This is a genomic window from Paenarthrobacter ureafaciens (assembly GCF_004028095.1).
GTDB classification, from domain to species: Bacteria; Actinomycetota; Actinomycetes; order Actinomycetales; family Micrococcaceae; genus Arthrobacter; species Arthrobacter ureafaciens.
The window spans coordinates 26,165-43,919 of sequence record NZ_SBHM01000003.1 but is presented as its reverse complement, the minus strand read 5'-3'; the positions used below and the strand labels follow the sequence as shown (position 1 = coordinate 43,919).

Here is a 17,755-nt window from a genome sequence, read left to right as displayed (position 1 = left end):
TCGCTGCAGTTCAGTTGCCCTGGGCCGGCACAAAGTACGTTTCGGCCCGCGGCGGAATTTTACCGTCGGGGAAGAGCGCGTCCGCCTGGGTGGCATACTGGCGAATCCGCCCTGGCTTGGAGGAAAGCCCCCGGTCCCATGACCAAGGCACGTAGCCGAGGCGTTCCAGTCGGGACGTATCCGGGCCGGACACCAGGTTGTAGGGGAAATCGGAATACAGCACCAGGTTCCGCTTGTGCTCCATTCCAGCCTCCCGCGTGATCAGGTGGTCGACATGCTTGCCTACGCCCACGGGGCAAAACAGGAGCTCGGCGCCAGTGACTGCCATGAGCTCGGCGACGTCCCCCTGCAGCCTGTTGATCAAGGCCTTGTCCGCGCGGGAGATGCGGCCCAAGGCAATGTCGAAGCGATACGTCGGATACGAGTGGGTCAGTTCGGGCAGGATTCTGTCCCACGCTGAGCTGCCATGCCGTGGGGGCCTGCGGCGCCGGAAAAGAGCGTCCACTCCTCCCATGTGCAAGGGACGGGCACCCATGTCCACCAGGACGTTGTTGTCCTCCGCCTTGCGGGCTTCAAACAGGTCCAGTGCGTTCGAATGGGTGCACTGGCGCAGGAAAGAACGGGCGGCCCGGGTGTGCGGACCGGGGGTGGCTTCGGTGAACAGGGTGGCTACGATGATTTCCCTGCCCCGGGCCTGCGCCTCGATCAGTGCTCCGCAGGACAAGACGGCGTCGTCCAGATGGGGAGAGAGGAAGAGCCAGGGGGCGTCCCCGGCCAGGGACCGTTCAATGCGGGTGTCTGTGCGCATGCGGATCACATCTCCTGCCGTGCCGTAGTGACCCCCGGGCGCGGACGGCGCCGGGCGAGTGGGATGGGTGTTTGTGCATATGCCGATCGGTACGCCGCTGCCTGTTTCCTGGCGAGCGCGTCCCAGTTGTAGCCGGCTGCGAAGTCCCGGCCACGGGGTCCCGCGGCTGCCAGTGCGGGATCCGGGTAATGACGCCGCATGGCTTGGGCGAGGGCGTCGACGTCGAACGCCGGCACCAGCCAGCCGGCCCCGGTGGGGACTATTTCGCGCAGGCAGGGAATATCGAAGGTGATGACGGGCGTCCCGGCAGCCAGCGACTCGACGGCGACCAAGCCGAAGGTCTCCGCCCGTGAGGGCACAACCACCAACCGTGCGTCGGCAAGGGCCTCGAATTTTGCCGCGCCGGAAAGCCAACCCAGGAATCGTACGCGGTCGTTGAGTCCTGCCGCCTGCACGGCCATCCTGACTTTGGCTTCGTCCGGGCCGGTTCCGGCAATAAGGAGTTGTCCGCCGGTATGCGGTGCTGCTTTGGACCAGGCCGCGATCAGCAGGTCCAATCCCTTGCCGGTGAATTCCAAGCGGCCGATGCAGAGGATGTCCTTGCCGAGGCGCGGCTGGACTTTCCACGCATCGGGGCTGACACCGTTACCGATGACGTCGACGTGCACGTCAGGGTTGATGGCCGCGAGTTGATCCGCGATGCCCTGCGAAACCGCGATGAGGTTCCGATGGCTGCGGACACCGAACCTTTCCACCCAGTGCAGGGGGAGTTTGTACTCGCGGGCCTTCTGCCGCGCGTGCAGCCACTGGACGACGCCCATGGTGGGCCTGCCCGTCCACAGCGGGGCTGCCATGCTGGAAAAGGGGGCGAAGAAGTCTTCCACCACAAGATCGGCCCGTGAGCGGCGCTTATGTGCTTCCACAGGGAGTTGTGCCGTATAGCCCGCCAGGCGCGTGAGGCGGTTGCCGCCGTCGCCCACCCCGATGGGAACGTAATGGACGCCGTCCTGGATGCGTTCTTCCCAGCCGGGATACCGCGTTGTCAGGACAGTAACGTCGAACCCCTCCGCGGCCAGCCGCCGGTTGATTTCATGCGTGCGGATGGATCCGCCGCCAGCACCCGGCATGGCGGGGTCCTCAAATCCCAGGTGCAGTATCCTCACGACGTCCTACCGCTCAGTTTCGTAATTCTTGGAAGGAATGCCCGTGCCTGACATCGCGGCCTGGTCCAGGACCTCCGGTGCCACGTGCCAGAGCGTGGTGAACCCGTTGGTGGGACCTTCAACCCTGACCAGCGATGTTGCGTTGGATTCGAGCCATTCCAACATGTCCCGTGTGGCGTAGCCGTAGCCTTGGCTCGTGGGGTGCGACTGGGTGAGGATGTAGTCGGCTCCGGCGCCCTGCATGAGTGGAGCGGACGGCCACACGCCGAAGCGTTGGTCGGCTGCGAAGGCGAACTCGGCGGTGCTGTTGGTGACGCTCACCTTCGCGTCTGCCGGCAGGTTGGTTTTCACCCAGTCACGGACCTGGACGAATCCGTTGTCCACTGTGGTGACTGTCCTCACACCCAACACAACGGTCAGGGCGACGAAGCAGACACCGATCACCGTCAGCAGTTTCCGTCCGCGCCGGAAGCGTTCGCGCATTTCGACCACCGCCACCACCGAGCACAGGACACCGGCGATCATGACTCCATAGCCGTACTGTTCCTCGAAGGTGCCAAAGACCGCGCTGTACGCTCCGGCGCAGCCGAGGGTGAGGCCGGTCAGGCCCAGCAGGCGGCGTTTGGCGTGGAGGCTGAAGCACAGCACCAGTCCGACCACCGGGCACAGTGCCAGCAGAACGTAGCTGGTACCAAAGTGGCTGCTCTGGTCTACAAGCCGTGCCAACAGGCTGGGCGAACCTTCCGCGGTGAAACCGGTACTCTTTTCGATGCCGGAGGCCCGCAACAGTCCGCTGGCTTTCGCCGCCACCCAGTCGGGCGCGTGGCCTTGGACGGTTGCCACGGCCAGGTAGGCGATGTAGGGGATTGCGGCGGTGGAAACAACGACGGCGGCCTGCCGCCAGGACAGCGTCTTCTTCCACACGACGGCCAGGACCACAGGGCCCGCGGTGCAGATGATGAAGAAGTCCTTGCACAGGACCGCGTAGCCGAGGAAGATGCCGGCTCCGATCAGTTGTGCAGTACGCCGCCGCATGGTCCGTGTCTCCGCGCTCATCGGCGGGGCCCCCATAATTGATCCTTGCGCGGTGTATTCGGCGGTCTTTTCAGCGGGTCCGACCAACAGGAGCAGGCCTGCCAGCACGGCGGCCATCGCCGAAGTCTCCAGGAAGGCGTGGCTGTTATTGCGGAGAATGAATGGTTCGAACGCGAGCATTGTGGCAGCCAGCCAGGCAGCGCGCGCCCCTGCCAGTCGTCGGATAAGCAGGAAGCCGAGCCCCACTGTGACTGCCCCGAGTGCGGCGTTAAGCCACCTCAGTTGGAGAACGACGTCCACAATGTCGCCTTCGATGCCGAAGAGCTTGATGATCCCGGCTTCCAGGACAAAGAACCCGGGTGGGTGGAGGAAGAACGGCCCGTCCGGAAGGGTGGGGAACTGGCCCTGGCTGACGGATTGGCCCAGCTGGACATACAGCAGTTCATCCACCCAGAGTTCAAAGGCCCGGGCCAGGCCAAAGGCGCGGACTCCGAAGGCCGCGAGTACTACGGCCACCAAGGCGGCGAAGGGGTGAAGGAGGGCACTGCTGATGGCATTTCCGGGCAGACCAAGCGATGAGGGAGACGGCTTGGAGTGCCGGCCGAAAGGGGAGCCTTCCCGTACCTTGCCGGGTGGGGTGATCCGCCGTCGTGCGGTTTCCGGACGCTTCAGCGTCAGCATCCCGCGCTGGTGGGCCAGCACCGCCACCCCACTGATGCCCGCAACCGCCAGCCACACCACCGGCTGCAGCCATGAGGCGAGAGCCAGCGTGAGGATCAGTGCCGTTCCGGCTGCGGCCGGCCGGGCGAAAGCGGTCCAGGGTGTCTCCGGCTTCAGGACGGGAAAGGCGATGGTGCCGAGCACTGCGGCCGCAACTACGGCCCCGACGGCGGAGCCGACAGCCATCCCGGCCACGGCCCCTAAATGCCAGCCGGCCCAAAGACTGCCTATGACGAGGACGCAGGCAAGAGCAAGGCCAAGCTGGCATCGCCGGTAAGCGCGCAGGGCGAGCAGGATGGTGGCCAGGACCGTCAGCACGGCGTAGCCGAGGCCGGCAGCAGCAAGCCACGGCAGGAGGCCAAGAGACCCGTGGTATTTCCCGGGAATAATGAGGCCGGCCAGCGCAGCCGGTGCCGTGGCGATGACGGCGAAGGCCACCAGGGCCAGTTGGCCGAACGAGGCAAAGGCGGACCCCAATACTTCGCGGACGTTCACACCGGGGCGCCGGAGCAGCGGGAAGGCGACCAGGGCCGTGCCCGCCGCGACGTAGACCGGCCCCTTGGCGATGGTAGCCAGGGCCTGGAAACCCGCAGCATCCGGTGAGCCTTGGGCGAGGAAAGCAACCGCCACGACGTCGGTGCCCACCAGGACAGAAACCACGCACAGCACCGAAGCGATGTCCGCCGTTTCCTCCCACCGCCACTTTTCCCTGAGGACGCGGGGCCGCCACGTCAGGTCCTTATAGAAGGACCACGGCACCGCAACGAGCGCAACTGCTCCAACACCGAAACCCGCCACTGCGCCCGCCGCGTTCCATGCGACGGCGATGGCAAGCATGCTGAAGGCCAGACGCAGGCCCACTTCACCGACAGTCGTGAAGGCGTACCACTTGAACCGCAACTCTCCTTGGAGCCAGCCCGAGGGGGCAGCAACCATGAAGATCACCAACGCTGCAACAGCTACGGCGGCCGCAAGTGCCGGCGTTGCGAAACCAAGGGCAAGCACACCGGTTATCAGTGCCGCAGCGAGGCCAGCCAGCAAGGAGACAAAAACGGAGAATGCGATCCCGTCCCGGCGTTCCTCCGAGCCAGCCGGATGCGCGGTCACGAAGTGCGACAGAGGCAGCGGAACCATAGCCGAGGCGACAATCCCCACCACCCCCAGGAGCATGGCGCAAGCGGCAAATTGTGTGTATTCCACGGTTGGCAGCAGATTCGCCATCAGCAGTGTGCAGGCGTAGCTAAGGACGCCAACAATCCCCGCCGCGATGGAAAGGAAACCGCTGTTCTCGGCTACCTTGGCCTCGTCGCGTCTCTGGCTGGAGGCGGATTTCGGCGCCTTGAGAGTTCCCGGCGCCTCACTGGGTTTGGGCGCCTTGGTGGGTGTTGTTTTTGTGGGTGTTGGCCCGAGGCCCACCTCACGCACGGTGTCAGTCATGTTCCCCCTGGATTTGTGGCCGCGGTGTTGGCGACGTGAGTTGTGTGGTCCTAACCGGCTTCGGCGGCAAAGGCGCTGCCGGGCCCGGCCAAGAGCATGCTGCGGCCTGCAGGTCGCAGCTGGACGTTGAGGACCCCTACCCGTTTGAGCAGGGCGAACGCCTCGAACTCGTCCTTGCCCTTCATGAGGAGGGATACTTCTCCGTTGTTCTCGGCGATCTCATCCGTCGGCCTTACGACACTGCTCAGGTCGGCCGCGACGGGCGCAGGAAAACGGATCAACGTCGCCATGTCCGAGGATGCCGCCTCCTCGGCGCCTTGCAGACGGAGTTCTTCTTCCAGGACAACCCCCGCAAGAAGTTCAGCACTGCGGTCCCAGGTGAAGCAGCGGGCCCACTGTTGGCACTGCGCTGAGATCTCCCGGGCTTTATTCGGGTTCGCCATCGTCTCCAGGGCCGTAACCAACGCGGGTCCGAATTCCCTTGCCGTGTCCACCAGCCACCCGGTGCGCCCCTCCACCACGGAGTCGCGGATGCCCGGAACGCGCAGGGCCATGCAGGGCACACCCCACGCAGCTGCTTCTATGACGGAGCAACCCCAGCCTTCAGCAGCGGATGTCGAAGCCGTCACCCATGCGCGGCTGAGGAGGGCATTACGCTGCGCATTGGGTTGATAGCCGTGGAAAGTGACCGTGTCATCGAGGCCAAGGTCCGTGGCCAGTTGTTGCAGCCTCGCCCTTTCGGGTCCGTCACCCATGACTTCCAAACGGAGGCGCGGGATGCTTCTCGCAGCAACCGCTAGCTGCCCCAGCAGCAGGTCCATGCGCTTATGCCGGACCAGGCGGCTGACGACGGCGATGGTCGGTTCAGGATCGCGGGGACCCACCGTCTGCGGAACCTCAATGGTGCCGTTGGGCACAACGTGCACAGGCCCCCGGAAGCCAAGCTTCCGCAACTCAAGCCGTGTGGAGGGGGAGACGGCGGCAATGGCGCGCTGGCCATAGACGGCTTTGGCTCCTGTGTTTTCCAGGAACCGCCCCACTGCCGCCATAGGGGCAGAGAACCGGCTGCGGAATTGTTCCTGGTGGACGTGGTGAATCAATTGCACAACTGGAATACGCCGCGGCAGAAACGCTGGTGAAAAGAAGGGGATTCCATTTTGGCAATCCACTACGGCGTCATAAAGACTTCCAGTCTGCAGCAGTTTACGGGCTGCCTGTGCATAAACACCCAAAGTTCCACCGCTGCGCAATATCCGGATTCCATCAAGAAAGTCCTCTGCAGACTGGCCGGGTTGGTGGCCCGTAAACCACGTTACTTTGGCACCGGCCTCAACCCAACGGGCCGAGATCTGGTGCATATATTGTTCCGCACCGCCGGCTTGGCTGTGTTTAATGTCCCGCCAATTCAGGACCAGGATCTGCTTGCCTGCTAGCCGCCCCATATTGGCGATGGGGCTGGTTCCCGCGTTCATGGCATGGCCCATTGGAGCTGCAGCACAGAGGCAAAACTGGCAAAGCCGTCCTGCAACGGACGGAATGTGGAAGCTGCACCGTCGGTCCACGCAACCGGCAATTCGACAATGCGTGCGTCCTCTTGCTGGAGACGCAAAAGGAGTTCAACGTCGAAAGCGAACCCTATGCTTCGGCATTGCACCATGGCTGCCGTCAGGGCGTCACGCTCAAAGAATTTGAATCCGCACTGGGTGTCGCGGATTCCCTTCACCTTGGACTTCGTCAGCACCCGGAAGGCAGTACCGCCGATGCGACGGCCGAGCTGTTGGGGTTGAACGAACGTGGACCCTGGAGCATGCCGGGACGCTATGACAGCTGCCGCTCCTTGGCCCAGGTGTTCCATGGTGGGAATCAAGGTCTCCAGCGGTGTCGCCAAATCCGCATCGAAGAAACCGGTGTACTTGGACGTTCCGCTCAGCAGCCCGCGCCTGACTGCGGCCCCCTTGCCCCGGCGGGAACAGCCGATGAGTGCGATGGGTACCGAATTTCCCCTTTCCCGCGAAATTCGGTCCACTACGTAACCGGTGTCGTCAACGCTCCCGTTATCCACCACCACAATGCGTGAAGACCACGATTGTTTTGCGAGGAAATCCACTGTTTGTTGAAGCGTGTGAGGTATTCGGCCGGCTTCATTGAACGCTGGAATGATTACTTCCAGGTCTACTGCTGAGCGGCGCAACAAACCAGGATGTCGATGCACTTGCTGGCCCCCAATTCGAACGGCCTGTGCTGTGTGCGAGTGGAGCAAATCCACCTGAACCTCCTATTAGTCAAACAACTTGACGTTGGGGTCCAAACTATTGGGGGCTGTCATAGTGGGGCACGAGTAGTCACTACTCGATTATTTGACGCGTGGTTCTTGGTTGCCGCATCGGGTACGCAGTTTTCCCGCCGGGGAGTACTTGCCCGGTCATATGTACCTGCTTGCGTGAGAGGATCTTTATACCTCGCCTAGGTTGCAGGAATTTTAGACCTGAAGTTCAGGGCAGGCAAGACCCTGCGGATACTATTTCCACGTTTGTTCTTTGGCCCCAATTACTTAGGCGCTGCTGGCCTGGCGCTTCTCTCAGGCTCTTGTGCCAGGTGCGAACGCCTCCTTGGCTTTCGGCGCCGGCCTGAGGCCTGCGAAGAAGTCGGCGAGTTCCGCCGTGGCACTCAACGGCAGGACGTTGGCGACGTACTGGTCGGGCCGGACCACCACCACAACGCCATCCCGGCTGAGGCCCCGTTCGTCGAAGATGTCTGCCGTAGGGTCCGTGCCAAAGACTTTCTCGAGGTACGTCAGCTTGAACGGGCCGACGGCGGGTTTGAAGACCTCCGGCACGGCGTTGATGTCCACCTCGGTGTGGTCTTGCTGATAGATCACCTTGACGTCGAACCAGGCATCGCGGTCAAGGTTCAACGGCGTAGCGGCCAGTGGTGAGTCCGGTGCCGTCTCGAGCCACTCGGCAAAGTCGGCCACTGGGCCAGGGGCGCCTGCCGGTGCCGCGTCGGCGAAGACATAGATGCGCCAGCGCCCATCCGCCTTGGCATGGTGGCCCAAATGGATCGGGTTGGTGTCGCAGACCCGTCGCACGGGGGCGGACTTGAAGCGCTTGCCGACCGGAAAGCCAGTTGCAAGGTCCTGGTGGGTTGCCTCGGCAACCACCATGGAGGGGGTGTATTGGGTCATGAAGCCGGCCGGGAACTCTGCGGTGCTGGTGTAGAAGTTCTCCAGTTCCGTGGGGTCCTCAAATTCCTCGGGCTTTTTGGCCATGAGGGATGACCATTGCTTGTCGAAGTCGATGAGGTTCTTGGCTACCACTTGCCGTTCACCGGAATAGGTATCGAGCAGGGACTCCGGGCTCCGGCCTTCCAGTACGTGGCCGAGTTTCCAACCGAGATTGAATCCGTCCTGCATGGAGACGTTCATGCCCTGCCCGGCCTTGGCGGAATGGGTATGGCAGGCGTCGCCGGTGATGAACACGCGAGGGGTACGCTTGCCGCGCTCCTCCGGCAGAACGTCGTCGAACCTGTCCGTCAGCCGGTGGCCCACCTCGTAAACGCTGTGCCAGGCGACATTGCGCACGTCCAGGGTATAGGGATGCAGGATCTGGTTGGCTTTGTGGATAATCTCCTCGATGGTCGTCTTACGGACCGCGCCGTGGTCCTCCGGGGAAACCTCGCCCAGGTCCACATACATACGGAACAGGTGGCCACCCTCGCGGGGAATGAGCAGGATGCTGCCGCCCGAGCCGGACTGGATGGCGCACTTGGTGCGGATGTCCGGGAAATCTGTCACCGCCAAGACATCCATGACGCCCCACGCGTGGTTGGCCTGGTCCCCGGCCAGGTGGCATCCGATGGACTCCCTGACCTTGCTCCGGGCACCATCGGCACCTACTACGTACTTGGCGTTGATAACCCGTTCCTGCCCTTCCAAGGGGCCTGCACTGTGAACGAGGGTCACGGAGACGGGGTAGGCGGTGTTGTCAGTAACCCGAAGGCTGCGGAATTCGTAGCCATAGTCCGGCTTCATCCTTGCGGGGGAGTTGGCCATGAACTCGGCAAAGTAGTCCAGCACGCGCGCTTGGTTCACGATCAGGTGGGGAAACTCGCTGATTCCGGTGGGGTCGTCAACTGCCCGCGCGCTACGGACGATTCTGGAGTGGTCCTCCGGGTCCGGCTTCCAGAACGCCATCTCGGTGATGCGGTAGGCCTCGGCGATGATCCGCTCAGCGAAACCGAAAGCCTGGAAGGTTTCGACGCTGCGGGCCTGGATGCCGTCAGCTTGCCCGATGGCCAGGCGGCCCGGACGACGTTCCACGATGCGCGCAGTGATATCAGGAAACTGGGCCAGTTGGGCCGCCGTCAGCATCCCTGCGGGGCCTGACCCAACTATGAGCACGTCGACCTCATCGGGTAGATCCTCCGGCCGGTTGATCCCCACGCCGGCTGCAGGTTCAACTCTGGGGTCGCCGGATACGTAACCGTGGTGGTGGAAATGCACGGGCTTTCCTCACTTCTTTGTGACGGGGCAACCTTGGGATGCCGGTGTGTTCTATAATAGAACGCGGTGTTCGATTATTGCGAATACCATAGTAATCCGGCTCACATCACCGAACAAGTCCGAATCACTCCAAACAGCGTCACCTCATGTCAGGATCAGGTATGGCCCGACTTATGCTCCTGGACACTGCCTCGCTCTACTTCCGTGCCTTCTATGGCGTTCCGGACACCATCCGCCGAAAGGACGGCACCCCGGTCAATGCCGTCCGCGGCCTTCTGGACATGATTGCCAGGCTGACCACGGATTATCAGGCAACGCATCTGATCGCTTGCTGGGATAACAACTGGCGGCCCAAGTGGCGGGTGGACCTCATACCCAGCTACAAATCCCACCGAGTGGCGGAAGAGGTAAGTTCAGGTCCCGACGTCGAGGTTGTTCCCGAAGCCCTCCAAGCGCAGATTCCCTTGATCAGCCACGTGCTTGAGCTGGCTGGAATCGCGATGGTGGGCGTCGACGATCACGAGGCCGATGACGTGATCGGAAGCTATGCGGGCCGACAGTCCATGCCGGTGGACGTTGTGACGGGGGACCGGGACCTTTTTCAATTGGTGGATGACGAGAAGTCGATCCGTGTCATCTACACGGCCCGAGGCATGAAGAACCTTGAGGTACTGACAGAGGTGGACGTCGTGCGCAAGTATCGCGTCCTGCCGCAGCAATACGCCGACTTCGCCACGCTCCGGGGAGATTCATCCGATGGACTGCCGGGCGTGGCGGGCATCGGCGAGAAGACAGCTGCGTCGCTGCTCGCCACACATGGTTCACTCGCCGGCCTCCTCGAGGCGGCAGAAGCGGCCGACGGCGGGCTGTCCGCCGGCGTTAAAGCAAAACTCGCCGCGGCCGCCGACTACCTGGAGGTAGCTCCTGCGGTGGTCAACGTGGTCCGTGACCTCGACCTGCCTTCCCTCGACGAGGTAGGCGCACAGTTGAAACCGGTGAACGGGGCTTCCCGTGACCAGTTACAGGAGCTCAGCACTGAATGGAACCTGGGCGGTGCCGTGAAACGCCTGCTCGACGCCTTCGACGCTCCCCGGTGATGCCCTGGCTGGTCGGCTCACAGCTTTGTCCATACGTTCACAGCCAATGAACAGCTTCGCATCAGCCTCCGCCGGGGTGGTCACCGCACTCTTGAGTCAGGGCAGCAACCCGGCTGCCCACCAGCAACAACGGTGACGCAACCTGGCGGTTGCGAAGTGAGGACTAGTTATGTCAAGAACCAAGCAAATCACGTTGGGTCTAGCGGCGGGAGCATTGGCCCTCGGCACCGGACTTGGTGTTACGAGCATGGCTTCGGCAACGACGACGCCGGACCCCGCCGCAACGTCGACGCCGAGTGAGGCGGCAACGCCAGGCCAAACGTCAGGTGACGGGTTGGCACCGGGCAAGGGACATGGCCGTCACGGCGGCCCCGGACGGGATGCAGGCCACCTGGCTTCTGCACTGGCTACCAAGCTGGGGGTTGATGAAACCAAAGTCACCGACGCCTTGAAGGCGTTCCGCGACGCCAACAAACCCGCTCAGGCTCCGTCTGACGACACTAAACCCTCGGAGGGAAGCACGCCGTCGGATGGAACCGAGCAGTCCAAGGGATCCGAAACCGGACGGCCGGACCGGGCAGCGATGGAGGCTGCGCTGGCAAAGTCGTTGGCTTCCTCCTTGGGTGTTGAGGAATCGAAGGTCACGGCGGCCCTCGAAGAGATACGTTCGGAGGCGAAGTCAGACCGTGCCGCCGAGCTGAAATCCAGGCTCGACAAAGCCGTCACCGACGGCAAGTTAACCCAGGCCGAGGCCGACGCAGTGACCAAAGCCGTGGAGGCAGGAGTCATTGGAGGGGGAGCCCGCTGACGTAGTCCCGCCGGTCGCGGTGAGGGGCCAGGTGAGCCATTGGGTTCGGAAGCCGTAGCGCACCCGTTTCCCCACTGCAGGACAACTGACTGAATACCAGGGCATAGCGGTTCTGAGTGACAGGATCCTTCGTGATTGCGGAGGGTCCTGTTGTTTTGTTGTCCCAAGGCGCCCAGGCTCCCTGGCTGGGGGCGCGGAGGGGTTGCTGGAGGCGCGGAGGGGTGGCTGGGGGCGCGCCAAGTGACCGGGGTGTGTCGGGGTGGCCGTGGGTGTTTCCTGTTTTGGGGCAGGGTGTCATGTTCGGTGGGGTGTGTGGTGGTGGTTTCGTTGGGGTGTTTGGGTGGGGTCGATGTGGGGTGGTGGTGTGAACCATGGGATGCCTTGGTGGGTGGTGATTTTCCATTGTTCTTTGTGGATGAGGTGGTGGTGGTGTGAGCACAGGAGGGTGCCGTTGTTGGTGCTGGTGGTGCCTCCTTGTGACCAGTAGGTGATGTGGTGGGCTTCGCACCAGGGTGCGGGGATGGTGCAGTCGGGGAAGGTGCAGCCTTGGTCTCTTGCGGCGATGGCTTTGCGGATGTGGGGTGGGAAGATCCGGGTGGTGCGGCCGATGTCGAGGATTTGTCCGTTGGTTCCGAGGAGGACGGGCAGGATGTCGGCGTCGCAGGCGATTTTGCGGATGGTGCTGGCGTGGATGGGGCCGGTGAAGGTCGCTGTTGCGCTGCCCGGCCGGGCTGAGGAGCCGCCCTTGTCTGGCCGGGCTGGCCGGGTTGGCTGGTCTGGCTGGGTTGGCTGGTGTGGTGGGTTTTGGAGTCGGGGGTAGAGGTCGTTGGCGTCGATGGTGACGGTGAGTTGGGGTTTGAGGCCTCCGTTGGCGGGGAGTCTGCCGGTGCGCAAGGCGTAGTTGCAGCCGGTGATGAGACCGTCGAGGAGTTTCTGGGCGCGGGAGCGGCGGTCCAGTTCGGGCCCGGGTGTGCTGCGCCCGCTGACCCTGACGGCACTGACCGTGCTGACGGTGTTGGCGTTGCTGACGCTGGTGGCAGCGCTGACGGCGCTGACGGTGCTGGGGCTGGCAGTAGTGCCCGCGCTGGTGGTGTTGGGGTTGTTGTGTGGGGTTAGGCGTGGGTTGGTGGCGGTGTTCATGGTGGTGATGAGGGTTTCGTATTGTTCGTCGGTGGCGAAGATTTCGATGTGGTGGAGTCCGCGGCGGGGTTTGCGGATGAAGGCTCCTTGGATGGGGCGGAGTTCTTTTTCGGTGGGTTCGGGTCCGTCGTGGTCGATGCGGTTGATCCAGTGTTGGGCGGTTTTGGCCAGGAAGTCGGGGTCGTTGTCGGTGGCGGTGCGGGTCAGGGCGTGTTCCATGGTGGTGAGGGTGTCGGGGTGGGCGATGAAGGCGACGCGTTCGAGGGCTGTGGTGATGATGGTCGCTGAGCGGGAGGGCACGTCGGTGGCGGCGAACGCGGTGGCGAGGTGTTCGTGGCGTGGGGTGATGGTTTCGCCGGTGAGGGTGGTTCCGGGCAGCAGGAGCGCGGCTTGGGTCAGGCGGCGGCGGGCTTCGCGGATATCGATCCGGAGCCTGGCGCGCAGGAACTCGGCGGCGTTGCGGTACCCGTCATCAAGTACCGAACCAGGCCCCGCAACAGAAGACGTGACAGGCCCGGACCCCGCAACGGCTCCAAGCACGGCACCGGCACCGGCAACGGAGGCCGGACGGCCGGCCCGGGCAGTGGTGCCGGGTGTGTGCGGGTGGGCGGGGTGTGGGGTTTGGGTCCAGCCGGTCCGCCAGCCCGGGGCGGTCTGTGCGGGGTTGTGTTTGGCTTCGGTACGGGTGCGCTCGACCGCGTGGGCTGCGATGATCTGCAGGTAGCCGATGCTTCGGGAGAGGTCCTCGACCCGGGCAGCGAAGTCTGCTGCTTCCTGAACATCGAACACGTGTCCTGCCGGTAACGCCAGGGCACGGGCAGCCTCCAACACCGCCGCCCCGTCCTCCAACGCCTCCATGACATCCTCAACGACCCCACCGCCGCCGGAAGGGTATTTGCTGGGAAGGTCACCGACGCCGGGAGGTCCACCGCCGTTGGCAGCAGCAGCACCGGGCCTACCCGCCCGTTCAACCACAACCTGCCCGCTCAAACCCATAAACCAAGCCTTCCACCCCACCCAAACCCTGTAACCAGCCCTCAGCCCCTATGTGGAAAAACAAGCCAGGAAACCAGCCGAAACCTCCCCGAGACTCCGGTAAATGGACCCTCGGATGGGTACACATTCGGTACGTCGTACTGGGTAGGACTCTCCATCCCAGTCTCAACAGTGCCTCCCTCGACTTCGGAATACAGGGTTAGATGGAGGTATCCGCACATCGTTATAACGCAGGAGAAACATGCCTACCGCTACCGCATACGCTGCCCCTTCGGCCACAGGAGACCTCGCCCTCACCACCATTGAGCGTCGCGAAGTCGGCCCGCACGACGTCCACATCGACATCAAATTCGCTGGCATTTGCCACTCGGACATCCACACGGTCCGCGGCGAATGGGGCACGCGGCAGTACCCTCTGGCACCCGGACACGAAATAGCCGGGATCGTTACTGAAGTAGGTTCCGAGGTGACCAAGCACAAGGTCGGCGACCGCGTCGGCGTGGGCTGCATGGTCAATTCGTGCAAGGAATGCGCCAACTGCGAAGCAGGCGAAGAGCAGTACTGCCTGAACGGCAACGTCGGCACCTACGGATCCGTGGACCTCGACGGCACCATCACCCAGGGCGGCTACTCCAGCGACGTGGTGGTGAACGAAGATTTCGTTGTTTCCATCCCGGAATCGCTGGACCTCGACGTCGCAGCCCCGCTGCTGTGCGCCGGAATCACCACCTATTCACCCCTGCGTCACTGGGGCGCGGGACCCGGCAAGAAGGTCGCTGTGGTGGGACTCGGCGGCTTGGGCCACATGGCTGTCAAGCTAGCCAGCGCCATGGGTGCTGAGGTCACGGTGCTGTCCCAGTCCCTCAAGAAGATGGAGGACGGCTTGAAGCTCGGGGCCAAGGACTACTACGCCACAAGCGACCCCGCCACCTTCGAGAAGCTCGGGGGAACTTTCGACCTCATCATCAACACCGTCAGCGCATCCATTGATATCAGCGCCTACCTGAAGCTGCTCGCCCTGGACGGAACGTTGGTCAACGTGGGAGCCCCCGCAGAACCGCTCCCTGTCCAAGCGGGCGCCTTGATCGGCGGACGCAGGTCCTTCGCCGGGTCTGCGATCGGTGGCATCCGCGAAACCCAGGAAATGCTCAATTTCTGTGCCGAGCATGGCCTCGGTGCCGAGATCGAAGTCATTCCCGCGGAGAAGATCAACGAAGCCTACGAGCGCGTCCTCGCCTCGGACGTTCGGTACCGCTTCGTCATCGATGCGGCCACCATCGCCTAGGCACGCCATCGCCCAGCCACTCCATCGCCCAGGTAATCCAACGCCGAGGCAATCCAACGCCGAGGCACGCAGCACCCAAGCCAGCCAGCATGGGGACGCCCCCGAACTCCTGAAACAATAGGCTGGTGACTTTTTCACTGGATGCCATCGGAAGCGGCCTGGTCTTCGCCGGTTCCCTGGGCAAACTCGCCGACGCTTTGGAAAGCGGGCACGACGGCGGCACGGCCGTCGTGCAGGCACCCCCGGGAACCGGCAAGACAACTCTTGTGCCGCCATTGGTGGCCAACGTCGCAGCGCGGCGGGGCCGAACAGCTCCGCGGGTGGTGGTGACCCAGCCCCGTCGCGTTGCTGCCCGCTCCGCCGCCCGTCGCCTTGCCACGTTGGACGGAAGTCCGCTCGGAGACCGGGTAGGCTACACCGTCCGTGGCGAGTCGCGGACGGGTCCCGGGACTGTAGTGGAATTCGTCACCCCGGGCATCCTCCTCCGGCGACTCCTGGCAGACCCCGGCCTCGACGGCGTTGACGCGGTGGTCCTTGACGAAGTCCACGAACGCGGCCTGGAAACGGACCTTCTGCTGGGCATGTTGTCCGAAGTGAGGCAGCTGCGTGAGGAACTCATCCTGGTGGCGATGTCTGCCACGCTTGACGCGCAACGTTTCGCGGCCCTGCTGGGGCAAACCTCCGACGGCGGGCAAACCTCGGACGGCGGCGGGCCGGCGCCCGTCGTCGACTGCCCGTCGGCGCTCCACCCCCTGACGGTGGAATGGGTTCCAGCGCCGTCACAGCGACTGGACGAACGTGGCGTAACCCGTGCATTCCTCGACCACATTGCGGAGACAACTGCGGTGTCCCACGCAAGGGCTTTGCGCAGGGGTCCCTCGGTGGACGCGCTGGTCTTCCTCCCCGGCGTCCGTGAAGTCTCGGACGTGGCGGCGAGGCTTCGTTCCGGGCTCGTTCCCGGAACCGAGGTGTTGGAGCTTCACGGGCAGGCAGCTGCGGATCAGCAGGACCGGGCCGTGTCCGGTCGGCGGCCCGGGGACCCTCCGCGGATCATCGTGTCCACCGCCCTCGCGGAGTCGTCGCTCACTGTTCCGGGGGTCCGGTTGGTGGTGGACTCGGGGCTTTCCCGGGAGCCCCGGCGTGATTCGGGGCGTGGCATGTCGGGGCTGGTCACCGTGTCAACGTCGCGGGCGTCGGCAGAGCAGCGGGCGGGCCGCGCCGCACGCCAAGGTGCCGGCACAGTGGTCCGCTGCTACGACCAGCAAGCTTATGCAGCCGCTCCAGCGCACCAGACCCCGGAGATCGCCGTCGCCGACCTCACCTCAGCGGCCCTGCAGCTTGCCTGCTGGGGTGCGCCCAAGGGCGAAGGCCTTGCCCTTCCCGATGCCCCGCCGCGGGCTTCGATGGATGACGCGGTGGAGGTCCTGCGGGAACTGGGGGCTCTCACCGATGCTGGACTGGCAACAGATCTCGGCAAGGTGCTGGCACGAATACCCGCTGACCCCAGGCTGGCCAGGGCTTTGCTGGACGGGTCCTCCACCGTCGGGCGGAAGCATGCTGCAGAGACCGTGGCCCTCGTGTCGGGAGATCAGCGTGCCCCGGGCGGAGACCTGGTGCAACTCCTCAGGGCGATGCGCAGTGGATCCCTTCCGGCGTCGCGGCGCTTTTCAGAAGAAGCCCGGCGGCTGGAATCCATGACCCGCAACGTGGGCAACGCCGTCGTTCCGTCCGATACGTCCCTTAAGCTGACTGGGGACCAGGCGCCCGGATACGTTGTCGCCCTGGCGTTTCCGGATCGGATCGCCCGGAGGGCATCGGACCACGGCTCCAGCTATCAGCTCACCTCGGGGACCCGCGCCGGGTTGCCGGCGGGAAGTCCGCTCGCCGCGCACGAGTGGCTCGCGGTTGCGGAAGTATCGCGGGCCCAGGGGCGCGATACTGCCGGGACCGGGGCCGTGATTCGTTCGGCTGCTCCGCTGTCAGAATCTTTGGCCCGGGCAGCGGCTCCGAGCCTCGTGCAGGAAATCGTGGAGGCACGGTTTGATCAAGGTCGCCTCAGCGCCCGTTTGGAGCGGCGCATCGGCGCGATCGTGGTCTCCTCGACGCCCATCCGGCCTTCTCCCGAAGCGGGGCGGGAAGCCATTGCCACCTCTTTGGGCAGGGGCGGCCTGGCAATGCTTGGCTGGTCGGAAGCGGCTGATTCGCTTCGTCGACGGCTGGCGTTGTTGCGCCGGGAGTTGGGCGGGCCGTGGCCCGACGTCAGTGAGGCCGGCCTCTTGGCGCGCCTTGACGAATGGCTTGCCCCCGAACTCGAGGCCCTTGCGGGCGGCAAGCCGCTGAACGCAGTCGACCTGGCAGAACCGTTGCGGCGCCTTTTGCCGTGGCCGGAGGCGGTTCACTTCGACGCCCTCGTTCCGGAGCGGCTGGAGGTTCCCAGCGGCTCGCGCGTACGCATCCTCTACCCGGAGGTTGCGGAAAGAGCAGCGGACGACGGCGGCAGGCCAGTGGTGGCAGTCAAGCTTCAGGAATGCTTTGGTTGGGACCGCACGCCACGGTTGGTCGACGGCAGGGTACCGGTTCTGTTCCATCTCTTGTCGCCGGCGGGCAGGCCGCTGGCAGTGACGGACGATTTGGCCTCGTTCTGGTCGGGTCCGTATTCCCAGGTCCGTGCCGAGATGCGGGGACGCTACCCGAAACATCCCTGGCCGGAGGACCCTTGGACCGCGCCCGCCACGGCCAGGACCAAGAACCGCATGTAGCTCCCG

Annotated in this window: 11 protein-coding genes; 4 read left to right on the top strand and 7 right to left on the bottom strand. The window is 64.2% G+C overall.

The features are described from left to right. Positions 1–10: 10 nt before the first annotated feature. The 6 genes from AUR_RS00530 to AUR_RS00505 form a co-directional block, all read right to left on the bottom strand. Positions 11–808, bottom strand: a complete 798-nt coding sequence (locus AUR_RS00530; protein ID WP_062099179.1) for a PIG-L family deacetylase — start codon at positions 806–808, stop codon at positions 11–13. A 5-nt stretch (positions 809–813) separates the two neighbouring features. Beyond that, complete coding sequence (locus tag AUR_RS00525) at positions 814–1,935, bottom strand: glycosyltransferase family 4 protein (protein WP_082694559.1); 1,122 nt, start codon at positions 1,933–1,935, stop codon at positions 814–816. Positions 1,936–1,977: 42 nt separating this feature from the next. After that, entirely contained in the window at positions 1,978–5,163 is a 3,186-nt protein-coding gene (locus AUR_RS00520) for a polysaccharide biosynthesis protein (RefSeq protein WP_062096813.1), read from the bottom strand. Positions 5,164–5,213: 50 nt separating this feature from the next. Further along, positions 5,214–6,521, bottom strand: a complete 1,308-nt coding sequence (locus AUR_RS00515; RefSeq protein WP_241650834.1) for a glycosyltransferase family 4 protein — start codon at positions 6,519–6,521, stop codon at positions 5,214–5,216. Positions 6,522–6,631: 110 nt separating this feature from the next. Continuing rightward, entirely contained in the window at positions 6,632–7,375 is a 744-nt protein-coding gene (locus AUR_RS00510) for a glycosyltransferase (protein ID WP_241650830.1), read from the bottom strand. A 366-nt stretch (positions 7,376–7,741) separates the two neighbouring features. Continuing rightward, a complete protein-coding gene (locus tag AUR_RS00505; RefSeq protein ID WP_062096816.1) occupies positions 7,742–9,664 on the bottom strand; it encodes an FAD-binding monooxygenase in 1,923 nt (640 codons plus the stop codon). 146 nt (positions 9,665–9,810) lie between these two features. Here AUR_RS00505 and AUR_RS00500 point away from each other — a divergent pair, with 146 nt between their 5' ends. Continuing rightward, positions 9,811–10,761 (top strand): 5'-3' exonuclease, encoded by a 951-nt coding sequence (locus AUR_RS00500; protein WP_062096817.1) that lies wholly within the window; start codon positions 9,811–9,813, stop codon positions 10,759–10,761. Positions 10,762–10,930: 169 nt separating this feature from the next. Further along, on the top strand, positions 10,931–11,569 hold the full coding sequence (locus AUR_RS00495; protein WP_062096818.1) for a hypothetical protein: 639 nt from the start codon (positions 10,931–10,933) through the stop codon (positions 11,567–11,569). A 294-nt stretch (positions 11,570–11,863) separates the two neighbouring features. Here the strand turns inward: AUR_RS00495 and AUR_RS00490 are convergent, their stop codons facing one another. Continuing rightward, positions 11,864–13,705 (bottom strand): HNH endonuclease signature motif containing protein, encoded by a 1,842-nt coding sequence (locus AUR_RS00490; RefSeq protein WP_241650828.1) that lies wholly within the window; start codon positions 13,703–13,705, stop codon positions 11,864–11,866. Between the two features lie 241 nt (positions 13,706–13,946). Here AUR_RS00490 and AUR_RS00485 point away from each other — a divergent pair, with 241 nt between their 5' ends. Both AUR_RS00485 and hrpB read left to right on the top strand, forming a co-directional pair. Continuing rightward, positions 13,947–14,990, top strand: coding sequence for an NAD(P)-dependent alcohol dehydrogenase (locus AUR_RS00485; RefSeq protein ID WP_062096819.1), 1,044 nt, complete (start codon positions 13,947–13,949; stop codon positions 14,988–14,990). Between the two features lie 122 nt (positions 14,991–15,112). After that, entirely contained in the window at positions 15,113–17,749 is a 2,637-nt protein-coding gene (gene hrpB / locus AUR_RS00480) for an ATP-dependent helicase HrpB (protein WP_321171951.1), read from the top strand. Positions 17,750–17,755: the final 6 nt, after the last annotated feature.